General features: G+C 72.9%; 23 protein-coding genes. 8 read left to right on the plus strand and 15 right to left on the minus strand.

Annotated features, from left to right (window positions below; genetic code table 11):
• Positions 1 to 91: 91 nt before the first annotated feature.
• A complete protein-coding gene (locus ACFU97_RS17740) occupies positions 92 to 937 on the minus strand; it encodes a helix-turn-helix transcriptional regulator (RefSeq protein WP_384257050.1) in 846 nt (281 codons plus the stop codon).
• Between the two features lie 102 nt (positions 938 to 1039).
• On the opposite strand from ACFU97_RS17740, the gene ACFU97_RS17745 reads away from it, so the two are divergent.
• On the plus strand, positions 1040 to 1747 hold the full coding sequence (locus tag ACFU97_RS17745) for an SDR family oxidoreductase (RefSeq protein ID WP_384257053.1): 708 nt from the start codon (positions 1040 to 1042) through the stop codon (positions 1745 to 1747).
• Positions 1748 to 1773: 26 nt separating this feature from the next.
• Here ACFU97_RS17745 and ACFU97_RS17750 read toward each other — a convergent pair whose 3' ends face one another.
• The 5 genes from ACFU97_RS17750 to ACFU97_RS17770 form a co-directional block, all read right to left on the minus strand.
• Positions 1774 to 2664, minus strand: coding sequence for an aldo/keto reductase (locus ACFU97_RS17750; RefSeq protein ID WP_384257055.1), 891 nt, complete (start codon positions 2662 to 2664; stop codon positions 1774 to 1776).
• A gap of 100 nt (positions 2665 to 2764) precedes the next feature.
• Positions 2765 to 3511, minus strand: a complete 747-nt coding sequence (locus ACFU97_RS17755) for a GntR family transcriptional regulator (protein WP_384257057.1) — start codon at positions 3509 to 3511, stop codon at positions 2765 to 2767.
• Entirely contained in the window at positions 3504 to 4670 is a 1167-nt protein-coding gene (locus ACFU97_RS17760) for an acyl-CoA dehydrogenase family protein (RefSeq protein ID WP_384257059.1), read from the minus strand. The genes ACFU97_RS17755 and ACFU97_RS17760 overlap by 8 nt, the downstream gene beginning before the upstream one ends.
• Positions 4671 to 4715: 45 nt before the next feature.
• The gene (locus ACFU97_RS17765; RefSeq protein ID WP_384257061.1) at positions 4716 to 5906 is read right to left on the minus strand and encodes a CaiB/BaiF CoA transferase family protein; all 1191 of its coding nucleotides are present in this window, start codon (positions 5904 to 5906) and stop codon (positions 4716 to 4718) included.
• Positions 5903 to 7108, minus strand: a complete 1206-nt coding sequence (locus ACFU97_RS17770) for an MmgE/PrpD family protein (RefSeq protein WP_384257063.1) — start codon at positions 7106 to 7108, stop codon at positions 5903 to 5905. The genes ACFU97_RS17765 and ACFU97_RS17770 overlap by 4 nt, the downstream gene beginning before the upstream one ends.
• Positions 7109 to 7361: 253 nt before the next feature.
• Here ACFU97_RS17770 and ACFU97_RS17775 point away from each other — a divergent pair, with 253 nt between their 5' ends.
• Entirely contained in the window at positions 7362 to 8258 is an 897-nt protein-coding gene (locus ACFU97_RS17775) for a hypothetical protein (RefSeq protein WP_384257065.1), read from the plus strand.
• A 33-nt stretch (positions 8259 to 8291) separates the two neighbouring features.
• Here the strand turns inward: ACFU97_RS17775 and ACFU97_RS17780 are convergent, their stop codons facing one another.
• Both ACFU97_RS17780 and ACFU97_RS17785 read right to left on the minus strand, forming a co-directional pair.
• On the minus strand, positions 8292 to 8606 hold the full coding sequence (locus tag ACFU97_RS17780; protein WP_384257067.1) for a hypothetical protein: 315 nt from the start codon (positions 8604 to 8606) through the stop codon (positions 8292 to 8294).
• Between the two features lie 146 nt (positions 8607 to 8752).
• Positions 8753 to 9994, minus strand: coding sequence for an MFS transporter (locus tag ACFU97_RS17785; RefSeq protein WP_384257069.1), 1242 nt, complete (start codon positions 9992 to 9994; stop codon positions 8753 to 8755).
• Positions 9995 to 10160: 166 nt separating this feature from the next.
• Here ACFU97_RS17785 and ACFU97_RS17790 point away from each other — a divergent pair, with 166 nt between their 5' ends.
• Positions 10161 to 11081 carry a LysR family transcriptional regulator gene (locus ACFU97_RS17790; protein ID WP_384257071.1) on the plus strand — a complete coding sequence of 307 codons (921 nt, stop codon included), beginning with the start codon at positions 10161 to 10163 and terminating at the stop codon, positions 11079 to 11081.
• Between the two features lie 57 nt (positions 11082 to 11138).
• Here ACFU97_RS17790 and ACFU97_RS17795 read toward each other — a convergent pair whose 3' ends face one another.
• The 3 genes from ACFU97_RS17795 to ACFU97_RS17805 all read right to left on the minus strand — a co-directional run bounded on the left by ACFU97_RS17795 (position 11139) and on the right by ACFU97_RS17805 (position 13850).
• On the minus strand, positions 11139 to 11966 hold the full coding sequence (locus ACFU97_RS17795) for an aldo/keto reductase (protein WP_384257073.1): 828 nt from the start codon (positions 11964 to 11966) through the stop codon (positions 11139 to 11141).
• Between the two features lie 36 nt (positions 11967 to 12002).
• Positions 12003 to 13214 carry an MFS transporter gene (locus tag ACFU97_RS17800; RefSeq protein ID WP_384257076.1) on the minus strand — a complete coding sequence of 404 codons (1212 nt, stop codon included), beginning with the start codon at positions 13212 to 13214 and terminating at the stop codon, positions 12003 to 12005.
• Between the two features lie 177 nt (positions 13215 to 13391).
• Complete coding sequence (locus tag ACFU97_RS17805; protein WP_384257078.1) at positions 13392 to 13850, minus strand: MarR family winged helix-turn-helix transcriptional regulator; 459 nt, start codon at positions 13848 to 13850, stop codon at positions 13392 to 13394.
• 136 nt (positions 13851 to 13986) lie between these two features.
• On the opposite strand from ACFU97_RS17805, the gene ACFU97_RS17810 reads away from it, so the two are divergent.
• Positions 13987 to 14520 (plus strand): 2'-5' RNA ligase family protein, encoded by a 534-nt coding sequence (locus ACFU97_RS17810; protein ID WP_384257080.1) that lies wholly within the window; start codon positions 13987 to 13989, stop codon positions 14518 to 14520.
• Between the two features lie 122 nt (positions 14521 to 14642).
• Positions 14643 to 15524, plus strand: coding sequence for an LLM class F420-dependent oxidoreductase (locus tag ACFU97_RS17815; RefSeq protein WP_384257083.1), 882 nt, complete (start codon positions 14643 to 14645; stop codon positions 15522 to 15524).
• Here the strand turns inward: ACFU97_RS17815 and ACFU97_RS17820 are convergent.
• On the minus strand, positions 15500 to 15718 hold the full coding sequence (locus ACFU97_RS17820; protein WP_384257085.1) for a hypothetical protein: 219 nt from the start codon (positions 15716 to 15718) through the stop codon (positions 15500 to 15502). The two genes, ACFU97_RS17815 and ACFU97_RS17820, sit on opposite strands and share 25 nt — an antisense overlap.
• 114 nt (positions 15719 to 15832) lie before the next feature.
• Here ACFU97_RS17820 and ACFU97_RS17825 point away from each other — a divergent pair, with 114 nt between their 5' ends.
• Entirely contained in the window at positions 15833 to 16732 is a 900-nt protein-coding gene (locus ACFU97_RS17825) for a LysR family transcriptional regulator (protein WP_384257087.1), read from the plus strand.
• 361 nt (positions 16733 to 17093) lie between these two features.
• On the opposite strand, the gene ACFU97_RS17830 is transcribed toward ACFU97_RS17825, so the two are convergent.
• Positions 17094 to 17657 (minus strand): NAD(P)H-dependent oxidoreductase, encoded by a 564-nt coding sequence (locus tag ACFU97_RS17830; protein WP_384257089.1) that lies wholly within the window; start codon positions 17655 to 17657, stop codon positions 17094 to 17096.
• A gap of 103 nt (positions 17658 to 17760) precedes the next feature.
• Between ACFU97_RS17830 and ACFU97_RS17835 the strand changes: the two genes are divergently transcribed.
• Complete coding sequence (locus ACFU97_RS17835) at positions 17761 to 18441, plus strand: TetR/AcrR family transcriptional regulator (RefSeq protein WP_384257091.1); 681 nt, start codon at positions 17761 to 17763, stop codon at positions 18439 to 18441.
• A 56-nt stretch (positions 18442 to 18497) separates the two neighbouring features.
• Here ACFU97_RS17835 and ACFU97_RS17840 read toward each other — a convergent pair whose 3' ends face one another.
• Both ACFU97_RS17840 and ACFU97_RS17845 read right to left on the minus strand, forming a co-directional pair.
• A complete protein-coding gene (locus ACFU97_RS17840; protein ID WP_384257094.1) occupies positions 18498 to 19646 on the minus strand; it encodes an FAD-dependent oxidoreductase in 1149 nt (382 codons plus the stop codon).
• A 47-nt stretch (positions 19647 to 19693) separates the two neighbouring features.
• Positions 19694 to 20395 carry a TetR/AcrR family transcriptional regulator gene (locus ACFU97_RS17845; RefSeq protein WP_384257096.1) on the minus strand — a complete coding sequence of 234 codons (702 nt, stop codon included), beginning with the start codon at positions 20393 to 20395 and terminating at the stop codon, positions 19694 to 19696.
• 95 nt (positions 20396 to 20490) lie between these two features.
• On the opposite strand from ACFU97_RS17845, the gene ACFU97_RS17850 reads away from it, so the two are divergent.
• The gene (locus ACFU97_RS17850; protein WP_384257099.1) at positions 20491 to 21540 is read left to right on the plus strand and encodes a LacI family DNA-binding transcriptional regulator; all 1050 of its coding nucleotides are present in this window, start codon (positions 20491 to 20493) and stop codon (positions 21538 to 21540) included.
• Positions 21541 to 21554 lie beyond the last annotated feature (14 nt).

Genomic DNA, 21554 nt, shown 5'->3' on the forward strand with positions numbered 1-21554 from the left:
GCAGCAGTGCGGGGTGCTCATGAATGCCACGTCATGAGTCTACGAGCATCGGCGAAGCCCCTCACGCCCCAACGGAGTTGGGAGACACGACCTAGTTCCTGTCGGCCAGGCTCTGGGTGCCGAGGACCGAGATCAGCTCCAGCTTCTCGGCCGCCTCGGTGCCCGGTTCGGCCGAGTAGACGAGGATGTGCAGATCGTTCTCCTCCACCCGCAGCAGGTCGCAGTCCAGCGTGACCAGCCCCACCTGCGGGTGCTCGATCGTCTTGCGGGAGGCCTCGAGCCGGCCCACGACACCCGCGTCCCACAGCTCCGCGAACCGCTCGCTCTGCGTCCTCAACTCCGCGATCATGCGCCGTAGTTGACGGTCGGATGGATAGCGGACCACTGTCGCCCGCAGTTCGGCGACCATGCCCGCCAGGAAGGCGCGCTGCTCCTGCGGGGTGTGCCGCACGCGGGTCGGCCGGTCCAGGAAGTTGCGCCACACGCCGTTGCGCTCGAAGCCGCGCAGGCCGGAGAAGTCGCCCATCAGCGCCGCGTACATCGGGTTGGCCAGCAGCAGCGTCATGGCCGCGTCGGAGACCGCGACGGGCGTGCCCACCAGCCGGTCCAGCAGCCGCTGGACACTGGGCGTGATGTACTGCGGCACCACCTCCGGGCCCGGCGGCACCAGCTCCGCCAGCCCGTACAGATACGCCCGCTCGTCCCCCGACAGCCGCAGCGCCCGCGCCAGCGCCTCGACGACCTGCCCGGAGGGGTTGGCCGCCCGGCCCTGTTCCAGACGCGTGATGTAGTCGACCGAGATCCCGGCCAGCAGGGCCAGCTCCTCGCGCCGCAGCCCGGCCGCGCGCCGGTGACCGCCCGCGGGCAGTCCCGCCGTCTCGGGGGAGACGCGGTCGCGCCAGCGTCGCAGCGCCTTGCCGAGTTCCGTGGCCGTCATGTCCCCCAGTGAACACCGCGGGCCGCGCCCGTGCCTGGTACCCGCAGTCCCAGGAAGAGGGGTCTCCTGGCTGACCGGGCCGCCGCGCCGCAGGCTGGACGCATGACGACAACACTGATCACCGGAGCGAACAAGGGCATCGGCTACGAGACCGCCCGCAGGCTCGTCGCCGCAGGCCACACCGTCTACGTGGGCGCCCGTGACGCCGAGCGCGGACGCCGGGCCGCGGAGCAGCTGGGCGCGCGGTTCGTCCTGCTCGACGTCACCGACGACGCCACCGTCGACGCGGCGGCCAAGACCGTCGAGGCCGACGGCGGGCTCGACGTGCTCATCAACAACGCCGGCATCGAGACCAGGGCCGAGGGCAATGCCGTCCCCACCGCCGAGACCGTGACCGCCGACCAGATGCGCAACACCTTCGAGACGAACGTCTTCGGCGTCGTCCGCGTGCTCCACGCCTTCCTGCCGCTGCTGCAGCGCTCGGCCGCGCCGGTCGTGGTCAACGTCAGCAGCGGCCTGGCCTCCCTGGCCCACCTCTCCGACCCCGACCACCCCGCGCACTTCTACCCGGGCATCGCCTACCCGACGTCGAAGACCGCGGTCAACATGCTCACCGTGCAGTACGCGAAGGCGTTCCCCGCGCTGCGGATCAACTCCGTCGAGCCCGGCTTCACCAAGACGGACCTGAACGGCAACACGGGCATCCAGACCGTCGAGGAGGGCGCCGAGATCATCGTGCGCATGGCGCAGATCGGCCCCGACGGTCCCACCGGCGGCTTCTTCGACGTCAACGGCCCGCTGCCCTGGTGAACCGCCGACCCCGGTGACCGGGGTGGTCAGATCCGGTCCAGGCGGGCGATGGCCTCCGGCGGAAGCAGAATGCCTCCCGCCGCGACGTTCTCCCGCAGATGGCCCGGGTCGGCGGTCCCCGCGATCAGCAGGGTGCGATCGTAACGGGCCAGCAGCCAGGCAAGGGCGACCTGGGCCGGCGTGCAGCCCAACTCGTCCGCCACGGCGATGACTTCAGGGTGGCCGGTCGCCTTGGGCCGGTTGGGGAAGCGCGAACCGAGCGGGCAGAACGGCACCCATGCGATGGCGTGCTCCCGGCACAGGCCGAGCACCGGCTCGGCGGTCCGCTCCAGGACGCCGTAGTCGTTCTGCACGCAGACGATGCCGGCCGGCAGGGCCTGCCGCAGCTGGTCGGCGGAGACGTTGCTCAGCCCGATGCCGCCGATCTTGCCGGCGTCGCGCAGCGCGGACAGCTCGGCGAGCTGGCTGTCGAGGTCGACCTTCTGGTCCCCCTCGGCGATCAGCCCGGGCGGAGCGTCGGCACGGCGCACGTTCACCACGTCCAGCTGTTCCACGCCGAGGACGGAGAGGTTCTCCTCGACCTGGGCGCGGAGCTGCTCGGGGCGCTGGGCGGCGACCAGCCGGCCGCCGACGTCGTCGGCCCCCACCTTGCTGACCAGCACCAGGTCGTCGGGGTAGGGGGTCAGCGCCTCGCGCACGAGCTCGTTGCAGGGGCCGTAGAAGTGGGCGGTGTCCAGGTGGTTGACGCCGAGGTCGATCGCCTCGCGCAGCAGTGCGTGGGCGGCGTCGCGGCCGTCCGTCGCGTAGTGCAGCTGCATCACGCCGAAGCCGATACGGGCGACCGTGCGCCCCGCGAGCAGGGCTGTGCCGCCGGGCCGGGTGGTCGTCGGATCTGCGGGTGACTGGGGTGCCGTCATCGGAGAGTGCTCCCGTCAGGACGAGGGTGTCGCGTGGCAGGCGACGAGGTCGCCAATACGGAGGCTACCATCCGATCGGAGGATCACCTCCGCATTGGGTTCACCCGCCGCTGCGCCGCAGCCGCACCCGGTAGGAGTAGTGCTCGGGCAGGAAGTGGCTGATGGCCAGTTCGACGAGCCGGCCGGCGGCCGTCTGGTAGACGCGGTCGATGCGCAGGAGCGCCTGGCCCGGCTCGCAGCCGAGGTGCTTGGCGAGGTCGGCGGTCGCCTCGGCCACGGTGATGCTCTGCTCGGCCTCGGCGATCGGCTCGGGCAGCCGCTGGTCGAGCAGGCCGATGACGGTGAAGTCGTGGGGCGTGCCGGGCAGCGTCAACTCATCGACGGACTCCAGCAGTTGCCCGACGGAGGGCGGCAGCCACACCGAGGTGTGGCAGAACGCCACGTCGTCGTGCAGTCGCAGGAAGGCGAGTTTGTGCACCCGGTCGGTGTGCAGGCCGAGCCGTCCCGCCGCGTCGACGTCGACCCTCCGGTGCAGCGGCGTCACGACGTGCATGCGGGTGTCGATGGACAGCCCCATCAGGTCGTCCACCGAGCCGAACTGCCGCAGGTACTGCTCCTCGCGGGGCGTGGCGAAGGTGCCGCGCCCCGGCACCCGGTACACCAGCCCCTCGGCCACCAGGTCCTGGAAAGCGCGCCGTACGGTCTGCCGGCTCACTCCGTACGTCGTCGCCAGCTCCGCCTCCGTGGGCAGCCGGACCCCGTCGGGGTAGTCGTGGCGCAGGATCGCCGCCCGCAGCTCCCGCGCCAGCCGGACGTACGTGCTCTCCCGCTGCGGCTGCTCAGTCATCGAGGCCGCCCCTGGCCACCAACTGCGCCGCGATCACGTTCCGTTGGATCTCGTTCGTCCCCTCGCCGACGATCATCAGAGGTGCGTCGCGGAAGTAGCGCTCCACGTCGAACTCCGTCGAATAGCCGTAACCGCCGTGGATCCGCACGGCGTTGAGGGCGATCTCCATCGCCGTCTCCGAGGCGAACAGCTTCGCCATGCCCGCCTCCATGTCGACCCGGCGCCCGGCGTCGGCCTCCCGGGCTGCGTACAGGGTGAGCTGGCGGGCGGCCGTGAGCTTGGTCGCCATGTCGGCCAGGTGGTTGCCGACGGACTGGTGGCGCCAGATCGGCCTGCCGAACGACTCACGCTCCTGCGCGTAGCGCAGCGAGTCCTCCAGCGCCGCCCGCCCGACGCCGAGGGCCCGGGCGGCGACCTGGAGCCGGCCCGTCTCCAGCCCCTTCATCATCTGGCCGAAGCCGTGTCCCTCCTCGGTGCCGAGGAGAGCCTCCACCGGAACGCGGTAGTCCTCGAAGGACACCTCACAGCTCTCCACGCCCTTGTAGCCGAGCTTGGGCAGGTCGCGGGAGACCACCAGGCCGGGCCCGTGCTCCGCCAGCAGCACGGAGACACCCCGGTGGCGCGGCTCGGCGGCCGGGTCGGTCTTGCACAGCAGCGCGATCAGGCCCGCCCGCCGGGCGTTGGTGATCCAGGTCTTGGCGCCGTTGACCACGTACTCGCCGCCGTCGCGGCGCGCGACGGTCGTCATCGCCTGGAGGTCGGAACCGCCGCCGGGTTCGGTGAGCGCCATCGTCGCGCGGACCTCCCCGGTGGCCAGCTTCGGCAGATGGCGCCGCTTCTGCTCCTCCGTGCCGTACAGCAGCAGGAGTTTCGCCACGACGGTGTGGCCGCCCATCGCGCCCGCGAGGCTCATCCAGCCGCGCGCGAGCTCCTCGGTGACCAGGACGAAGCAGGGCGTGGAGACCGGGTTGCCGCCGTACTCCTCGGGGACCGCCAGGCCGTAGACGCCGAGTTCCTTCATCCGCTCGATGAGATGTTCCGGGTAGGTGTCGCCGTGCTCCAGCTCCCGGACGACGGGCCTGACGTCCTTGTCGACGAACTCGCGTACCGTGCGCACGACGAGGCGTTCGTCGGCGGAGAGGATGTCCAGGACGCTCATCGGGCGGATCTCCAGATCGTCGGGTTCGCAGGGGATTTCGGCGGGTCAGACGACGGCGTCGGCGCGCAGCGACGCGATCGCGTCGGGGGACAGGCCGAGACCGGTGAGGATCGCGTCCGTGTGCTCGCCCACGTCCGGTACGGGATCCATCCGGGCCGGCACGCCCGCGAGATCGGCCGGCGGGCGCAGCGCCTGGACGGTCGCGCCGGGCACGGCGACCTCCTGCCAGCGACCGCGGGCGGCCAGCACCGGATGGTCCAGGAACGCGGCGACGTCGTTGACCCCGGCGCAGGCGATCCCGGCCTCCTCCAGGTCCTTGAGGATCTCCTCGGCGTCGGAGCGGGCGAAGCGCTCGGCGACGATCGCGTTGAGCGCGTCGCGGTGCGCGACCCGGTCGGAGCCCGTGGCGAAGCGCGGATCGTCGGTCAGCGCCGGTTGCAGCAGGAAGTCCGCGCACAGGCGGGCCCACTCGCGCTCGTTCTGGATGGAGAACAGCACCTGCTTGCCGTCGGCCGTGGTGAAGGCGCCGTACGGGGCGATGGTCGCGTGCTGGGTGCCGAGCCTGGCGGGCTGACTGCCGCCGTGGCGCGTGTAGTTGGCGGGCTGGCCCATCCACTCCGCCAGCGCCTCGAACAGGGACACCTCGACGGGGTGGATCCGGCCGGTGGTGGCGCGCGTGTACAGCGCGGTCAGGACGCCCGTGTAGGCGTACATGCCGGCCGCGATGTCGGCCACCGAGATCCCCACCCGGGCGGTCTCCTCCGCGGTGCCGGTCAGGGAGACCAGGCCGGTCTGGCACTGCACCAGCAGGTCGTAGGACTTGCGGTCCGCCCACGGGCCGGTCGTGCCGTAGCCGGAGATCGTGCACGGGATCAGCCGCGGGTGGCGCTCGGCGAGCGCGTCGACGCCGAGGCCCAGGCGGCCGGCGCCGCCGGGCGCGAGGTTCTGGACGAACACGTCGGCGCCGGCGAGGAGTTGGTGCAGCACCTCCTTGCCGCGCGGGTCCTTGACGTCCAGGGTGAGCGACTCCTTGGACCGGTTGAGCCAGACGAAGTAGCTCGAGTGGCCGTGCACCGTCGTGTCGTAGCGACGCGCGAAGTCCCCCTCGCCGGGCCGCTCCAGCTTGATCACGCGGGCACCGAGGTCGGCGAGCTGGCGCGTGGCGTACGGGGCGGCCACGGCCTGTTCCAGGCTCACCACCGTGATGCCGGACAGCGGGAGTTCGTGCACCGTCATGCCTCCTGGCCCTCGTGCGGGAAGTGCGTGCGAAGGATCTGTGCGGCGCCGGACCAGGTCAGCCCGTTCAGCAACGCCGGTACGTCCGGACCGCAGGCGGCGGCCTTGGCGCGCAAGTCCGCCTCCGACAGCGGGCGTTGGGGAGCGCCGGGCGGCAGCGCGAGCGCGGCGCGCACCTCACCGCCGTCGGCGAGGTCGATACGCAGGTCCACCCGGCCGTCGAGCAGGGTGCTCGTCGCGCCGGGCAGCCGCTCGACGTGGACGCGCTCGACCAACGTGCGTGCGGCCGGCCGCCGTACGGCCTCGTCCGTGAAGCTGTCGAAGCCCGGGTAGTCGTCGAGCAGTGCGGCGGCCACCGCGTACGGCAGCGAGAACTTGCCCTCCAGACCGGTCGCCGGGCGGTCGTGGATCAGCGGATGCACGGTCCCCGCGGGCGTGCTCACATGGACGGCGGTGACCTCGCCGCGCACCCGCTCGCGCACCTCGCGCAGGGCGGCGATCGGCCGCTGCATGGCGTAGCAGCACGGGAAGAGCTTGACGGCCAGGCCCCCGGGGACGGCCGGGGCGGCCGGGACGTCGGACGCGGGCTTGCCGCCGACCCGCTCCAGCCAGGCGTCCAGCACCCGCGGATCGGCGCCGGCACCCGCCCGCGCCAGCCGGGCGGCCCGAACGCCCGCGTCGGCCGCGAAGCCGACCTGGAGCGACTTGCCGTGCGTCCCGAAGGCCTCCTGTCCGCCACCGGCGGCCGGGACGGCGAGCGCCATCGCGGTGGCGAGCCCGTCCGCGTCGAGCCCGAGGGCCGTCCCGGCCGCGACGGCGGCGGCCGGGGCACCCGCGGTGCACGTCGCGTGCCAGCCCGCCGCGTAGTGCCCCCAGCCGAGCATCGCCCCGAGCCGGGCCATCGCGCCCGCGCCGGCGAGATAAGCGCGGGCGTCGCCGCCGGACGCGAGCACCGCCGGGACGGTGACCACAGAGATGTGCGTGGTGGTGTCGGTGTGCAGGTCGTCGAAGTCGAGCACGTGCGCCATGGCCGCCCACCGGGCCGCGTCCGGCAGGGGAGCGGCGATCGTGCGCAGCGGATGCGCGCGGGCGGCCAGCGCGACGGCCACGGTGTCGGCCAGCGCCCGCTCGGCGAGCGCCAGGTCGTCCGGCGTGGCGCGATGGTCGTGAGCCCACCGGGCGAGGGCACGGGCGGCTGTCAACGGCTCCCCCGGGGATTCGTCGCCTGCTCCTGGTCGTTCTCGGTCCGTTGCCGGTCCGTACGACGGTACGTCCTGTGTCGAGATTTGTACGGCCAAATGGAAGACCCTGTCAATGGTGCCCGCATCCCTGTCACCAGGCCGTCGCCAGGCCCTTGCTGCGCCCTCCTTGACCGTCCCGGCCGAACATCCGCACAATGCCGGGGATTTGTACGCATCAATGTGGCCCTGGTCCGGCACGCCCCCGGGAGTTCCGTTGCCCCGTTCCGATTCCGCACCCGCCGACTTCGCCGCCCTCGAAGAGACCGCCCGCACCTGGCGTCCCGACGACGTACGGACGACCGACGCGCTGGACCCCGGCCCGGCGGCGGCCCTCTCGGCCGTACTGGACCTGCCCGCCTCCGCCGCGGCCGACGGCGAGCCGCTGCCGCCGCTGTGGCACTGGCTGCACTTCCTGTCCTGGCCCCGGCGCTCGGACCTCGGCGTCGACGGGCACCTCCGGGACAGCCACTTCCTGCCGCCGCTGCCGCAGCGGCGCAGGATGTTCGCGGGCGGACGGCTTCAGGTGGCGGCGCCCCTCGTCGTGGGGCGGCCGGCCGAGCAGCACAGCCGGGTGAGCCGGGTGGCGCCGAAGCGCGGACGCAGCGGCGACCTGCTCTTCGTCACCGTACGCAGCGAGTACCGCCAGGACGGCCGGCTGCGCATGACGGAGGAACAGGACCTGGTGTACCGCAGCGGAGGACCGGCGCCCGTCCCGGCCGCGCTCACCCTGGACACCGGGGGCCGCCCGCGTGACGACGCGTCCCCCTGGCAGCAGGAGTGGGACACGGACCCCGCTGTGCTCTTCCGCTTCAGCGCCCTGACCGCGAACGCCCACCGCATCCACTACGACGCCCCGTACACGACCGGCGTGGAGGGCTATCCGGGCCTGGTGGTGCACGGTCCGCTGCTGGTGCTCGCCATGCTGGAGCTGGTGCGCAGGCAGCAGCCCGGACGGCGGGTGCGCACCGTGTCCTACCGCCTGAACAAGCCCGCCTTCTGCGGTGAGCGGCTCCTCGCCTGCGGCGGTCCGGAGACGGGCGGGACCGCCCGGCTGCGGATCGCGAGCCACCGTGCGGAAGCCCACGCCGGCGCCGACGTGGGCTTCGCCTGAACTGCTGCGGTCAGGACTCGCGCACCGCGGTGGTCAGGACTCCCGCACCGGTGCGGCAGAGGGCCCGCGGCGGGGATCGCACAGCACCATGACCGCGCGCGCGACGAGTTCGCCCGCGCCGCCGAGTTCCCTGCGGTAGCGGCCCGTCGTACCGCGGACGGCCGCGGCGAAGTCCGGGTCGGCGGCACGGGCCCCGGCCGGTGCGGGGCGTTCGAGGGCCATGGCGCGGCGGCGGGCGAGGAGCGCGATGATCTCGTCGTCGAGGCGCTCCAGCCGGTCGGGTGACAGGTCCGCGGTCGGTCCGGGCGCGGGGTGCGTGGTCCGTCGGTCCGCGTGGTTCGTCGTCACGAAGGATCTCCGTTTCGCCGGCGGAAGCCGGATCGCGGCTTCCGTCCTCCTCGTCGCAGTGGGTCCTTCAACACCTTGCCCAGGCCGCCGGGCGGCAACTCCTCGTCCCCGCACGGCCGAAGACGCCCGCAGCCGCGCGTTCGGGGTCAGGTCGCGGAGGAGGGCGCGGGCTCCGGGACGGCCCGCGGCGCCCGGTCGCGGCGGGGGAGGGCCAGCGGTGTGGCCAGGATGAGCAGACCGGCGAGCGCGATCGCGATGCGGACGCCCGCCAGGTCGGCCAGCACGCCCCACACCGCGGTCAGGGCCGCGGTCGTCCACTTGGTGGTGACCGACCAGGCCGAGAGCGTTCGGGCCACCCGGTCCGCCTTCGTGTGCTCCAGCCGGTAGGTGGCGTACACCGGGCCGAACACGCCGCAGCAGGTGATCACGCCGAACTCCACCACCATGACGAGCACCAGCCCCGGGGTGCCCGGCCGGACGAAGGCCAGCCCGATGGGCCAGCACGCGCGCAGGATTCCGCTGCCGAGCAGGACCCGGTGCTGCCCGAACCGCGCCGCGAGCGGACGCGCCAGCCGCGAGCCGGCCAGACCGCCGATCGAGGGGGCGGCGAAGGCGAGGCCGTACTGCCAGGGCGCGAACCCGAGGTCGCCGAGCATCAGCACGGCGAGCAGCGGCGAGACCGCCATGAGCAGGGCGTTGAAGGTCACCGTGTTGCAGAACAGCAGGCGTAGCCCCGGGTGGGCCAGGATGTAGCGCCATCCGTCGAGCAGACCGCCGGCCGACGCCGGCTCCTTGCGCACGGGAGGTTCCTCCGCGCCGCCGATCGCGCGGATGCCGCACGCCGACAGCAGGAAGCTGACCGCGTTGGCGACCACCGTCATCACCGGCCCGAACAGGCCGATCGAGGCGCCGCCGAGCGGCGGCCCGAGCATGGTGGCGGTCCAGGCGGTGGTCTCGAAGCGCGCGTTCGCGACGAGCAGGTCCTGCGCGGGCAACAGCGACTTGAGGAAGGAGCCACTGGCCGCGGTGAACCCGATGTCGGCCGCGGCGACGACGATCGACACAACCAGAAGTTGTACGAAGCTGAGCCCGCCCAGGGCGTAGGCGAGCGGGACGGTCATCAGCGCGGCGAACCGGACCAGGTCCATGCCCACCATCACCGGCCGCTTGCGGCGGAACTCCACCCACGGCCCGAGCGGCATCGCCACGGCCGCCCCCACCGCGAGACCCGCGGCGGCCAGGGCCGCCACCTCGGTCGTACCGGCGTGCAGGACGAGCACCGCGATCAAGGGAAACGCGTCGAAGGCGAGCCAGGTGCCGGCCGTGCTCACGGCGTATGCCGCCCACAGCCAACCGAACTGCCGCCCCAGCGACCGTCTGCCTCGCATGCCCACCGCTCCGCCGTCCCGGAATCCCGACCCGCGTCATCCAAGCGGGTCGTGGGGCGGGGGAGCAAACAACCGACGCGCGCGACGACCGACAACCGGGCGTTGTGACCCGAGGGACCTGGCTTCCGGCGCGGGGGCCCGCGCATGCCGCGTAAGAATGTGTCCCGTGGATCTCGACGCCGTACGCACCTTCGTGACCGTCGCCGACGCCGGGCAGTTCCGGGAGGCCGCCCTGACGCTCGCCGTGACCCAGCAGGCCGTCTCCAAGCGGGTCGCCGCGCTGGAGAAGCACCTCGGGGTGCGTCTGTTCACGCGTACGGCGCGTGGCGCCCTGCTCACCGTCGACGGGCAGGTCTTCCTGCCGCACGCCCGCGACCTGCTGCGGGCCGAGGAGCGGGCAGCAGCCTCGGTGCGGCCCGGCCGGCGCGCGCTGCGCGTCGACGTCATCGGCCGCCGCCTCGCACCGGCCGATCTCGTACGGGGCTTCCATCAGGCGCATCCCGACGTCGGCCTCGACGTGGTCACCCTCTTCGACGCCGAGGCGGCCATCGGCGCCGTGCGCTCCGGGACGATCGACGCGTCCTTCCGCGCCCTGACCGTGCCCGCACGCCGGCTCCCCGAGGGCATCGAGGCCGCCCGCGTCCACGACGAGCCCGTCCAGCTGCTCACCGGGCCGGGACACGCGCTGGCCGGCGCCCGCACGGTGACGCCCGAGCAGCTGGCCGGACACCGGATCTGGATGCCCGGCAACGTCGCCGGCACCGAGTGGGCCGCCTTCTACGACGACCTCGCCGCCGCGTTCGGGATCATCGTCGAGGTGACCGGCCCCGACTTCGGCACCGAGCCGCTCCTGGACACCATCGCCGACTCCCCGCTGCTGGCGACCTTCGTCGGCGAGCAGACGCGGGTGCTCTGGCCCGCCGACCACGACCTGCGCCGCATCCCCGTGCACGACCCGACGCCGGTCTACCCGCACTCGCTGATCTGGCGCGGGGACAACCCGCACCCGGCGCTGGGCGCACTGCGCGCCCACCTCGGCTCCCCGGCCGGGGACCGGGACACGTGGACACCGAAGTGGGCGCAGTGAGGACCGAACGGGAAACCGCCTGCGGCCGGTCGGGGACGTACGGAAGCCCGTCCGCGGTCAGTTGAGGGTGTCGGGGTCCGGGCCGGTGCGCAGGCCGCGGTCGAGGGCGGCGACCGCGGACATCTCCTCGTCGCCGAGGACGAAGTCGAAGACGTCGATGTTCTCGCGGATGCGGGCGGGCGTGACGGACTTCGGGATCACGACGTTGCCGAGCTGAAGGTGCCAGCGCAGCACCACCTGCGCGGGCGACCTGCCGTGCCGCTCGGCGATCTCCGTCAGCGCGGACTCACCCAGCACCGCGCCCTGAGCGAGCGGGCTCCACGCCTCGGTGGCGATGCCCGACTCGGCGTGCAGGGAACGCAGTTCACGCTGCTGGAGGCCGGGGTGCAGCTCGATCTGGTTGACGGCCGGCACCAGTGCCGAGTCCTCCAGCAGCCGGCGCAGATGGGCGGGCTGGAAGTTGGAGACACCGGCTGCGCGGATCAGCCCGTCGGCCGCCAGCTTCTCGATCGCCCGCCAGGACTCCCGGTACAGGTCGCGGGCCGGCGTCGGCCAGTGGATGAGATACAGGTCGACGTGGTCGAGGCCCAGCTTGGCCAGGCTCGCGTCGAAGGCGCGGAGGGTGGCGTCGTAGCCCTGGTCGGCGTTCCACAGCTTGGTGGTGACGAACAGCTCCTCGCGCGCGAGACCGGAGGAGGCGAGGGCGGCGCCGACGCCGGCCTCGTTGCCGTAGATGGCGGCGGTGTCGATGCTGCGGTAGCCGGCCTCCAGGGCGGCGCTCACCGCGGCGGTGGTCTCGGCGTCGGGGACCTGGAAGACACCGAAGCCGAGCTGCGGGATCTCGACGCCGTTGTTGAGGGTGACGGTGGGGACGGTGGGGGTCATGTGCCTTGGTTCCTTGGTTCTTCGGAGGTGGGTGGATCAGTGCTGCGCGGGGGCCGGGATCCGCTCGGCGGGGGCGGACTCCGCCACGACCCGTCCGCTCGGCCGGTTGCGGCGGTCGAGGGAGGCCGCCAGGAAGGACAGGAGCAGCGCGGTGCCGGACAGGAGGGCGCCGATCCAGTTCGGTGAGGTGTAGCCGAGCCCGGCCGAGATGACCACGCCGCCCAGCCAGGCCGCCAGCGCGTTGCCGAGGTTGAAGGCGCCGATGTTGGCGGCCGACGCCAGGGTCGGCGCGGCCGAGGCCTGGTCCAGCACCCACTTCTGCAGCGGGGGCACGGTCGCGAAGCCCAGCGCACCGATCAGCGTCAGCGTGATCGCGGCGAGCACCTTGTTGTGGGCGGTCGCCGTGAACAGCAGCAGCGCCAGGGAGAGCGCCCCGAGGGCGGTGAACAGCATCGGCATCAGGGCTCGGTCGGCGAACCGGCCGCCAACCAGGTTGCCGAGGAACATCCCGGTCCCGAACAGCACCAGCAGCCAGGTCACGGCGCCGGCCGAGTAGCCCGCGACCTCGGTCATCATCGGCGTGATGTACGTGATCGCCGCGAAGACGCCGCCGTAGCCGAGGACGGTCATCGCCATCGCGAGCCAGACCTGGACGTTGCGGAAGGCGGCGAACTCGACGCGGATGTCGGCGGATTCGGGCCGGCCCGTCTCGGGCACGAGCTTCGCCACGCCGAGCAGGCCCACGATGCCGAGCGAGGCGACGCCGGCGAAGGTGACCCGCCAGCCGGCGGCCTGGCCGATGTAGGTGCCCAGCGGGACGCCCACGATGTTGGCGACGGTCAGGCCCGTGAACATCAGGGAGATCGCGGAGGCCTTCTTCTCGGGGGCGACCAGATTGGCGGCGACCACGGACCCGATGCCGAAGAACGCGCCGTGCGCGAGGGAGGCGACGATGCGGCCGATGAGCATGACGCCGAAGACGGGGGCGAGGGCGGACAGGGCGTTGCCCACCACGAACAGGCCCATGAGGAACATGAGCATCTTCTTGCGGGAGACCTTGGTGCCCAGGACCGTCAGCAGCGGTGCGCCGAGGACGACGCCCAGGGCGTAGCCCGAGACGAGCCAGCCGGCGGTGGGGATGGTGACGCCGAAGTCGCCCGCGACCTCGGGCAGCACGCCCATGATCACGAATTCCGTGGTGCCGATCCCGAAGGCCCCTATGGCCAGGGCCAGGAGGGCGAGAGGCATGGGATGTACCTTCCAGGCGATTGCGTGTAACGCTTACGAGCGTCGACAATAGTTGCAGACGCGGGATAAATGCAAGCACGGAGAATGTCTGAGGCGGGTATCACGTGTCTGCAAGTATTCGGGCGGAAGAAGGCCCCCGCGGTGATGCCGTTCGCGGGGGCCTGGGGGGAGTGGACGTCAGGCGGGGACGCGCAGTGTCTCCACCGCCCGTACCAGCGGGGCCAGTTCCGGGTTGCGGGCGGCCTCGTCCAAGGCTTCACGGAGGGCCGACTCGTTGGTCGGGCGGGCCTCCGCCAGCAGCTGAAGTCCGGTCTCGGAGACGTTGGTGTAGATGCCGCGCCGGTCGGTGGGGCACAGATACCGGCTCAGCAGGCCGCGGTCCTCGAGGCGGGTGACCAGACGCGTCGTGGCGCTCTGGCTGAGCACGACCGCGTCGGCGACCTGCTTCATCTGCAGGTGCCCGCCCTCTCCGTCGTGCTGCCGGCTCAGGACGTCCAGCAGTGAGTACTCGCGCACGCTCAGATCGTGCTTGGCCTGCAGGGCGCGCTCGATGTGCGCCTCGATCCTGCCGTGCAGCAGTGACAGGGCGCACCAGCCCTGGGCGAGGGCGGTGAGCGCCGGGTCGGTCGCGGTCATGGGCCTGAGTCCTCCGTCCCGAAGTGGTTCACCTCCAGGATAGGCCAACGGCGAAATTGTCGGCGTCCGCATATATGACGCGTACGCAAGCTGTGTCGTGTCGCGGCCGGCGGGGCCCGGCTGATAGACCCGAGGCATGGCAGACGACGAATCCGGGCGCTTCGCCGCGGGACAGACGGCGCTCGTGGTCCCCGTACCGGAGGCCGAGCCCTCGGTGCGGACCTGGCGCAAGCGTTTCGACCCCGCGGCCCGGGCCGGTGTCCCGGCCCATGTCACCGTGGTCTTTCCCTTCCTGCACGCCTCCCTCGTCGACGCCGCGACCTGCGCCGCCCTGGACGAGATCGTCGGCCGCCACCGGTCCTTCGACGTGCGGTTCGAGGAGTGCGGGCGGTTCCCCGGGGTGCTCTACCTCGCGCCCGTGCCGGACGCGTCCTTCCGCCGGCTCACCGAGGCGGTCGTGGAACGGTGGCCGGAGGCCCCGCCGTACGGCGGCAGGTACGACCCCCACCCCCATCTGACCGTCGCCCAGGGGCAGGACGAGGCGGTGCTCGACGAGATCGAGGCCGGCCTGTGCCCGTGCCTCCCCTTCACGGCGCGCGTCCCCACGGTCGACCTCGTGGTCCACAGCGGTACGGAGTGGCAGCACCGGGCGTCGTTCGCGCTCCGGTGACCGCCCTCGCCCAGGGCGCTGCGGTGGACGCCGTCGGCGCTTGACTTGGAGAGCGCTCGAAGATCTAGCGTCGCCAGGGACGGTGCCGGAGACGGCGACGGTCCGGGTGGACGGAGACGGGCATGCGGGTGGGCGTACACATCAACCGGTTCGACCACGGCGGAGGCGGGCCCGCGCTCGGTGCCGAACTCGCCGCGGCGGGGGCGGCGGCCGAGGCGGCGGGGGTCGGCTGGCTGTCGGTCATGGACCACTACTTCCAGATGGAGTTCAACGGCGGCGCCGAAGCGCCGATGCTGGAGGCGTACACGACCCTCGCCTACCTCGCGGGCCACACCTCCACCGTCCGGCTGGGCGCGCTCGTCACCGGCGTGACCTACCGGCACCCGGGGCTCCTCGCCAAGATCGTCACCTCGCTCGACGTGCTGTCCGGCGGGCGTGCCACCCTCGGCATCGGCGCGGCCTGGTACGACCGCGAGCACGAGGGGCTCGGCGTGCCCTACCCGCCGCTCGCGGAGCGCTTCGAGCGCCTGGAGGAGACCCTGCGGATCTGCCGGCAGATGTGGGACCCGGAGGCCGACGGGCCGTTCGACGGCAAGCACTACCAACTGGCCGAGACCCTGTGCGTCCCGGCGCCGGTCAGCGACCCCCACCCCGAGATCATGATCGGCGGGGGAGGGGAGAAGAAGACGCTGCGCCTGGTCGCCCAGTACGCGGACGCCTGCAACCTCATCCCCTCCTCCGCCGACGAGGCCAGGCACAAGCTGGACGTGCTGCGCCGGCACTGCGACGCCGTGGGCACCGACTACGACCGGATCCGCAAGACCATCGCGTACACGGGCGAGTCGGCGACCGACGGGGACCTCGACGCCTTCCTGCGGGACATCGACGCGTACACCGGCCTCGGTCTCGACACCGTGATCCTGGCGCCGCGTCTCGGCGAGCCCGCGGCGTGGATCGAGAGCTTCGCGGCCCCCGTGGTTCAGCGGCTGGCCCAGCTCGACTGAGGCTCCGGGGGGCGGCTGCGCGAGACGACTCGCATCCCGCGGCCGTCCTCCACCCGGACCTGCAGCGAGCCGCAGCCGCAGCGGGTCCACACGGTGCGGCCTGCGGCGGTGCTGTGCCCCGAGACCACCTGGAAGGGCTCGGCACCGTCGGGCCAGCCGCAGTGCGGGCAGCGGCCGCCGGACGTGCTGGTCATGGCAACTCCTCGGACGTTTCGACTGTTGGGCCGTCGCGACACAGCCAGAGTGCAGCGCGGTGTCCGTTCACGTCCAGGTTGACTTTGTGGACTCCACCTTGAAGCCTGGGCTTCATGATTGACCTGCGCCGACTGCACGTCCTGAGGGCCGTCGCCCACTACGGCACGGTCACCGCGGCCGCCCGCGCGCTGCACTTCACCACCTCGGCGGCCTCCCAGCAGATCCGCCAGCTCGCCCGTGACCTGGGCGTCGACCTCCTCGAGCCGCAGGGCCGCGGGGTACGGCTCACCCCGGCCGCCGAGAGTCTGCTCGCGCACGCGGACGCCATCCAGGCCCGCTGGGAGCAGGCCGAGCAGGACCTGCGCGCCGAACGCGCCCCCGCCGGGCCGCTGCGGGTGAGCGGGCCGTCCACGGCCGTGTCGGTGCTGCTGGCCCCGATGACGGTACGGCTGCAGGAGCGGCACCCCCGGCTGTCCGTCCGGATCCAGGAGGTCGGGGTCTCCGAGAGCTTCGACCTGCTCTTCGAGGGGGAGACCGACCTGGCCATCGTCGAGGCCAGCCCGCACAACCCGCCGCTCGGCGACGCCCGCTTCGACCAGCAGCCGCTCCTGGACGACCCGTTCGACCTCGTCGTCCCCGAGGACCACGCGCTGGCCGGGCGCGAGCGCGTCGGGCTGTCCGACGCGGCGCACGAGGACTGGATCGCGCCGGTCGCGGACCCCTGCCGTACGCATGTGATGTCGGCGTGCGGCGAGGCGGGCTTCAGCCCGGGGGTCGCCCATCACGCCCTGGACTGGAACGTCACGGCCCATCTGGTCGCCAACCGGCTCGGCGTCGCGCTGATCCCACGGCTGGCCCAGCTGACCCCGCACCTGCCGATCACCCGGGTCCGCTGCACCGGCAACCCGCACCGCAAGCTGCTCACCTGCACCCGCCGGGGCGGCCGGGAGCGGCCCGCGGTCGCCGCCGCCCTGACGGAACTGCGCGAGCTGGCGCCGACGGCGGTGGCGTAGCCCGCGAGGCGCACGCGTGGAGGATGCGCCGGGACGGAGGGCGCGCCGGGCGCGAGGTGGGGGCGCGAAAGGGGCCCGGGCGGCTGATCGTCCCGGGCTCCCTGGGGTCCGTGTCCTCGTGGATCCGGGGACCCGCGAGATGGTGGATCTGGAGCCGGGGGCGGTGGCGTGGGCCGCGACGCGTAACGCGGTCGGGCGCGTCGGGCGCGAGGTGGGGACGAGAAAGGGGCCGGGGCTGGTCGGCCCCGGCCCCTCAGGACCCGTGGTCGCGGATCCGGACCTGTACGGCCGGTGCTCCGGACCTGTACGGCCGGTGCTCCGGACCCGTACGGCCGGTGCTCCGGACCCGTACGGTCGTGGATCAGGCGGCGACGGCCTCGCCCGCGTGGCCGTGCAGGCGCGCGACGACCTCGGTCAGCTGCGCGGCGACCTCGGCATCGTCGGCCGGGTGGGTCTCGGCGAAGCGGGTCACCGAGCCGGGGATGGAGAGCTTGACGTCCTCGAGCACCTTGCCGCCGGCGATGCCCACGGCCTTGCGGGTCTCGTCCTGCGCCCACACGCCGCCGTACTGGCCGAAGGCGGTGCCGACCACGGCGACCGGCTTGCCGCCGAAGGCGCCGGCGCCGAAGGGGCGGGACAGCCAGTCGATGGCGTTCTTCAGGACGGCCGGGATGGTGCCGTTGTACTCGGGGGAGAAGAACAGGAACGCGTCGGCGGACTGGGCGGCCTCACGCAGCCTCGCGGCGGCGGCCGGGACGCTGCCCTCGACGTCGATGTCCTCGTTGTAGAACGGGATCTCGGCGAGGCCCTCGAAGATCTCGACGTCCGCGCCCTCGGGCGCGAACTTGACGGCCGCCTCGGCGAGCTGGCGGTTGTGGGAACCGGCGCGAAGGCTGCCGACGAGCGCGAGGATGCGGACAGACATGGGGGACTCCAAATGGGGGGATGAAACACTGCCGTTACGATCCGGACCGAGGTCCGTTTATTTTCTAGCACCCTAACCGGACCGCGGTCCAGTTTTCTTCCTGATGCTTTACGCTGTCTTCATGTCCGCCACCCTGCCGCCCTTTCCCAGGCCCCAGGATCCGGTCGGCGAGCCCGAGTTGCTGCAGCTCAGCACCGCCGACGACGAGCCGTGCCTGCGTGCCGACGCCGCGCGCAACCGGGCCCGGCTGCTGGAGGCCGCCGCCCGGCTGATCGCCGAGCACGGTGCGGCCGGGGTCACGATGGAGGCGGTGGCCGCCGCGGCGAACGTGGGCAAGGGGACCGTCTTCCGCCGCTTCGGCGACCGGACCGGCCTGCTGATGGCGCTGCTGGACCACTCGGCGCGCAAGCTGCAGGCCGACTTCCTGGGCGGGCCGCCGCCGCTGGGACCCGGGGCGCCGCCGCTGGACCGGCTGCGTGCCTTCGGTGTCGCCCTGCTCTACCGCTCGGCCGAGCAGCTGGACCTCCAGCTGGCCGCCACGCCCGAGCCCTCCCGCCGGTACGTCCACCCCTCGGCCGGGGCCCTCGCCATGCACGTCACGATGCTGCTGCGGCAGATCGTGCCGGACGCCGACTGCGAGCTGCTGGCGCAGACGCTCCTGGGCTATCTCGACCCCACGGTGATCCACCACATGACCAAGCAGCGCGGCATGTCCCTGGAGCGGCTGGAGGCCGGCTGGACGGACCTGGTGGCGCGAGTGACGAACACCGAACCGCCCAGCTGAACCACCCGGCACCCCGGCCGACCACCCCGGCCGACCACGCCGCCCGGCGGTCGGGCTCAGGCGCCTTCGCCCTCGGCGCCGCCGCCGAACATGTCCAGCAATCCCTGCGGTGCGTCGGCGCGGAACAGCATGGCTCCGCTCGCCGCCGACTCGGCCGCGGAGGTCTCGCTGCGGCGGAACATCTTCTCCTCGTACACGGCGAGGGCCTTCTCGGAGTCGGCCGGGTGCGCCGCCAGGGCGAGGGCAAGTTCGGCGCCGTCGAGCAGGGCCAGGTTGGCGCCCTCGCCCGCGAACGGGGACATCAGGTGCGCGGCGTCGCCGAGCAGTGTCACGCCCGGGACCCGCTCCCAGCGGTGGCCGACCGGCAGGGCGTGGATGCGCCGCGGCACGAGCGCGCCGTCGGCGTCCGCGACCAGCGCCCGCAGGCTCTTGTCCCAGTCGGCGAAGTGCTCCACGACCCGCGCCTTGGCCGCCTCGGTGTCGGAGAAGTCGATGCCGTCCAGCCACTCCTCGGGCGCCTCGACGGCGGCGTAGACGTGCAGGCTGCCGTCCGTCTCGCGGTGCGCGAGGAAGCCGCGGCCCGCGCCGAGCGCGAACAGCATTCCGCCGCCCACCACTTCGGCGCTCACCGGGTGGCGCAGGTCCGCGTCCTCGAGGTCCGCCTCGACGAACGAGACGCCGGTGTAGGCGGGTTGGGCGTCCGAGACCAGCGACCGGATCCGCGACCAGGCGCCGTCCGCGCCCACCAGCAGGTCCGTGGTGAGCACGGTCCCGTCGGCGAGGGTCACCTCGTGCCGGCCGCCGTCCAGCGGGCGCGCGCCGGTGACCTTGGCGCCCCAGCGGACGGTGCCCTCGGGCAGTGCGCCCAGCAGCAGATCGCGCAGGTCGCCGCGGTCGATCTCGGGGCGCTCGCCCCGGTCGCCGTCGGTCTCCTCCATGCGCACCACGGCGTCCTTGTCCAGCACGCGCATGGCTTCGCCGCCCGGATGGACGAGCGTCCGGAACCGTTCGTGCAACCCGGCGGCGCGCAGGGCCACTTGGCCGGAGTCGTCGTGGATGTCGAGCATGCCGCCCTGGGTGCGGGCGGCGGGGGAGGCGTCCAGGTCGTAGACGGCGGCCTCGATGCCGTGCACGTGCAGCACACGGGCGAGGGTGAGGCCGCCGAGTCCGGCGCCGACGATGGTGATGGCGTGATGGGTGGTCATGGCGTACTCCTTGAGGTCAAGTGGGGTGCGGGGGGCCGGCCTTGAGGTCAGTGGGGTGCGGGACCCGCTTCGAGGTCAGCAGGGTGCGGAGCGCCCTCGATACCGGCGATCAGCGTCCGCAGTCCCCAGGACAGCCGGTCCTGCGGAGCTCCTCCGAGCAGTGGGCCGGCGAGTGCGGCGATGTGCGGATGCGTGTGCTCGGACGCGCCGTGCACCGCGCCGCGCAGGGCGTCCCAGTCCTCCTCGGACGCCTCGCCGGCCGCGTGCTCCGCGGCGGTCGCGGTGGCGTGCTGGAGCAGCAGGTCCACGCCCCACGCGGCCTGCGCGGGCGGGACGCCGCCCTCGTCGAGCAGGGCCAGCAGCGTCTCGATCAGGTCCAGGTAGTGCGGGCCGCTGGGCCGGGCCGTCAGTGCGGAGCGGGCCAGGCTCGGGTGCTCGAAGAGCATCGCGGTGTACGCGGTGAGCACCCGCTCGAGGCGCTCCCGCCACGAGCCCTCGGCCGGCGCCGGCCCGACGGTCCCCAGCAGCTCGTCCAGGACGGCCGCGTGCAGCTCCGCGGTGTTGCGCACGTAGACGTACAGCGAGGCGGGGCCCGTGTCGAGCTGCTGCGCCAGGCGCCGCATGGTCACCTTCTGCAGGCCCTCGGCGCGCAGGATCGCGACCGCCGCGGCGACGATCCCCTCCCTGCTCAGGGCGGGCTTCGCGGGGCGCTCGCGGCGGCTGCGGGGGGTGCCGGGTCGGTCTGTCATGCCCCCACGGTAACGAACATGTTCGTTGCGAACAAGTTCGTGACGAACATGTTCGTCGATGCCCGGGTGTGGCCCCGGACACAGGTTCTGCAAAGATGCCGTACGTCATGGTGCAGATACCGAAAACGCCCGCGCACTCGTCCCCCACGGCGCGCTCCGTGCCCACGAGCGCCGACGTGGCCCGCCTGGCCGGCGTCTCGCGCGCGACCGTCTCCTACGTCCTGAACAACACCAGCGCCGTACGGATCAGTGAGCCCACGCGCCGCCGGGTCCACGAGGCCGCCAAGGAACTCGGCTACGTGCCGCACGCCGCAGCCCGCAGTCTGCGCGCCGGACACAGCCGCGTGGTCCTGATGCCCGCCCCCAGCTTCCCGGTCGGCCCCCTCTACAGCCAGTTCATCAGCGAGCTCCAGTGGGCGCTCGGCCGCCTCGACTACACGGTCGTGCAGTACGGATCCGTCGGCGTGCACGGCGACGAGGCCGCCCGCGCCTGGGCCGAACTGCGCCCGGTCGCCGTGCTGGTGCCCGGCGCGGGCCCTCTCAGCCCGCAGGGTGTGACCGTGCTCAAGCGCTCCGGCGCGCGCGCGGTCGTCACCCTCGGCCCCGAGTCCGTCGACGGCGCGCACGCCCTGCTCATGGACCACGAGACCGTCGGCCACTGCGCCGCCGGCCATCTCTTCGACCGCGGCCGGCGCCGCATCGGCGTCGTCATGCCCCAGGAGGACGGCCTGGATTCCTTCGCCCAGCCGCGCCTCGAAGGCGTGCGCCGGGCGCTGCAGGGCACCGAGGCCACGGTCGCCGAACTCCCCCTGGCCTACGAGGAGGAGTCCGCCTCGCGGCTCGCCGCGCGCTGGCGCGGCCTCGACCTCGACGCCGTGTTCACGTACAACGACGAGTACGCGATGCTGCTGATGCGCGCGCTCCAGGACGTCGGCGTGCGCGTCCCCGAGGATGTGGCCCTCATCGGCGCCGACGACCTCATGCTCGGCCGCCTGCTGCGGCCCCGGCTGAGCACGGTCCACATCGAGCTGCCGTCCGGCCGCGACCTCGCCGAACTGGTCGACCGCGCGGTGCGCAACCCCGGTGCCGCGCCCGAGACGCACAAGGTGCTGGGAGCCACGGTGATCCACCGCGACTCCAGCTGAACCAAGGAGGCGTG

This window comes from Streptomyces sp. NPDC057616 (genome assembly GCF_042800575.1).
GTDB lineage: Bacteria > Actinomycetota > Actinomycetes > Streptomycetales > Streptomycetaceae > Streptomyces.

What these genes read in the sequence shown, in the direction of transcription:
- ACFU97_RS17805 (WP_384257078.1), bottom strand. Translation starts at nt 13,850, where the DNA reads ATGACCGCGACCGACCCGGCGCTCACCGCCCTCGCCCAGGGCTGGTGC.
- ACFU97_RS17845 (WP_384257096.1), bottom strand. Translation starts at nt 20,395, where the DNA reads ATGACAGACCGACCCGGCACCCCCCGCAGCCGCCGCGAGCGCCCCGCG.
- ACFU97_RS17760 (WP_384257059.1), bottom strand. Translation starts at nt 4,670, where the DNA reads ATGAGCGTCCTGGACATCCTCTCCGCCGACGAACGCCTCGTCGTGCGC.
- ACFU97_RS17835 (WP_384257091.1), top strand. Translation starts at nt 17,761, where the DNA reads ATGCTTTACGCTGTCTTCATGTCCGCCACCCTGCCGCCCTTTCCCAGG.
- ACFU97_RS17830 (WP_384257089.1), bottom strand. Translation starts at nt 17,657, where the DNA reads ATGTCTGTCCGCATCCTCGCGCTCGTCGGCAGCCTTCGCGCCGGTTCC.
- ACFU97_RS17745 (WP_384257053.1), top strand. Translation starts at nt 1,040, where the DNA reads ATGACGACAACACTGATCACCGGAGCGAACAAGGGCATCGGCTACGAG.
- ACFU97_RS17750 (WP_384257055.1), bottom strand. Translation starts at nt 2,664, where the DNA reads ATGACGGCACCCCAGTCACCCGCAGATCCGACGACCACCCGGCCCGGC.
- ACFU97_RS17825 (WP_384257087.1), top strand. Translation starts at nt 15,833, where the DNA reads ATGATTGACCTGCGCCGACTGCACGTCCTGAGGGCCGTCGCCCACTAC.
- ACFU97_RS17850 (WP_384257099.1), top strand. Translation starts at nt 20,491, where the DNA reads ATGCCGTACGTCATGGTGCAGATACCGAAAACGCCCGCGCACTCGTCC.
- ACFU97_RS17755 (WP_384257057.1), bottom strand. Translation starts at nt 3,511, where the DNA reads ATGACTGAGCAGCCGCAGCGGGAGAGCACGTACGTCCGGCTGGCGCGG.
- ACFU97_RS17765 (WP_384257061.1), bottom strand. Translation starts at nt 5,906, where the DNA reads ATGACGGTGCACGAACTCCCGCTGTCCGGCATCACGGTGGTGAGCCTG.
- ACFU97_RS17840 (WP_384257094.1), bottom strand. Translation starts at nt 19,646, where the DNA reads ATGACCACCCATCACGCCATCACCATCGTCGGCGCCGGACTCGGCGGC.
- ACFU97_RS17810 (WP_384257080.1), top strand. Translation starts at nt 13,987, where the DNA reads ATGGCAGACGACGAATCCGGGCGCTTCGCCGCGGGACAGACGGCGCTC.
- ACFU97_RS17785 (WP_384257069.1), bottom strand. Translation starts at nt 9,994, where the DNA reads ATGCGAGGCAGACGGTCGCTGGGGCGGCAGTTCGGTTGGCTGTGGGCG.
- ACFU97_RS17820 (WP_384257085.1), bottom strand. Translation starts at nt 15,718, where the DNA reads ATGACCAGCACGTCCGGCGGCCGCTGCCCGCACTGCGGCTGGCCCGAC.
- ACFU97_RS17800 (WP_384257076.1), bottom strand. Translation starts at nt 13,214, where the DNA reads ATGCCTCTCGCCCTCCTGGCCCTGGCCATAGGGGCCTTCGGGATCGGC.
- ACFU97_RS17740 (WP_384257050.1), bottom strand. Translation starts at nt 937, where the DNA reads ATGACGGCCACGGAACTCGGCAAGGCGCTGCGACGCTGGCGCGACCGC.
- ACFU97_RS17795 (WP_384257073.1), bottom strand. Translation starts at nt 11,966, where the DNA reads ATGACCCCCACCGTCCCCACCGTCACCCTCAACAACGGCGTCGAGATC.
- ACFU97_RS17815 (WP_384257083.1), top strand. Translation starts at nt 14,643, where the DNA reads ATGCGGGTGGGCGTACACATCAACCGGTTCGACCACGGCGGAGGCGGG.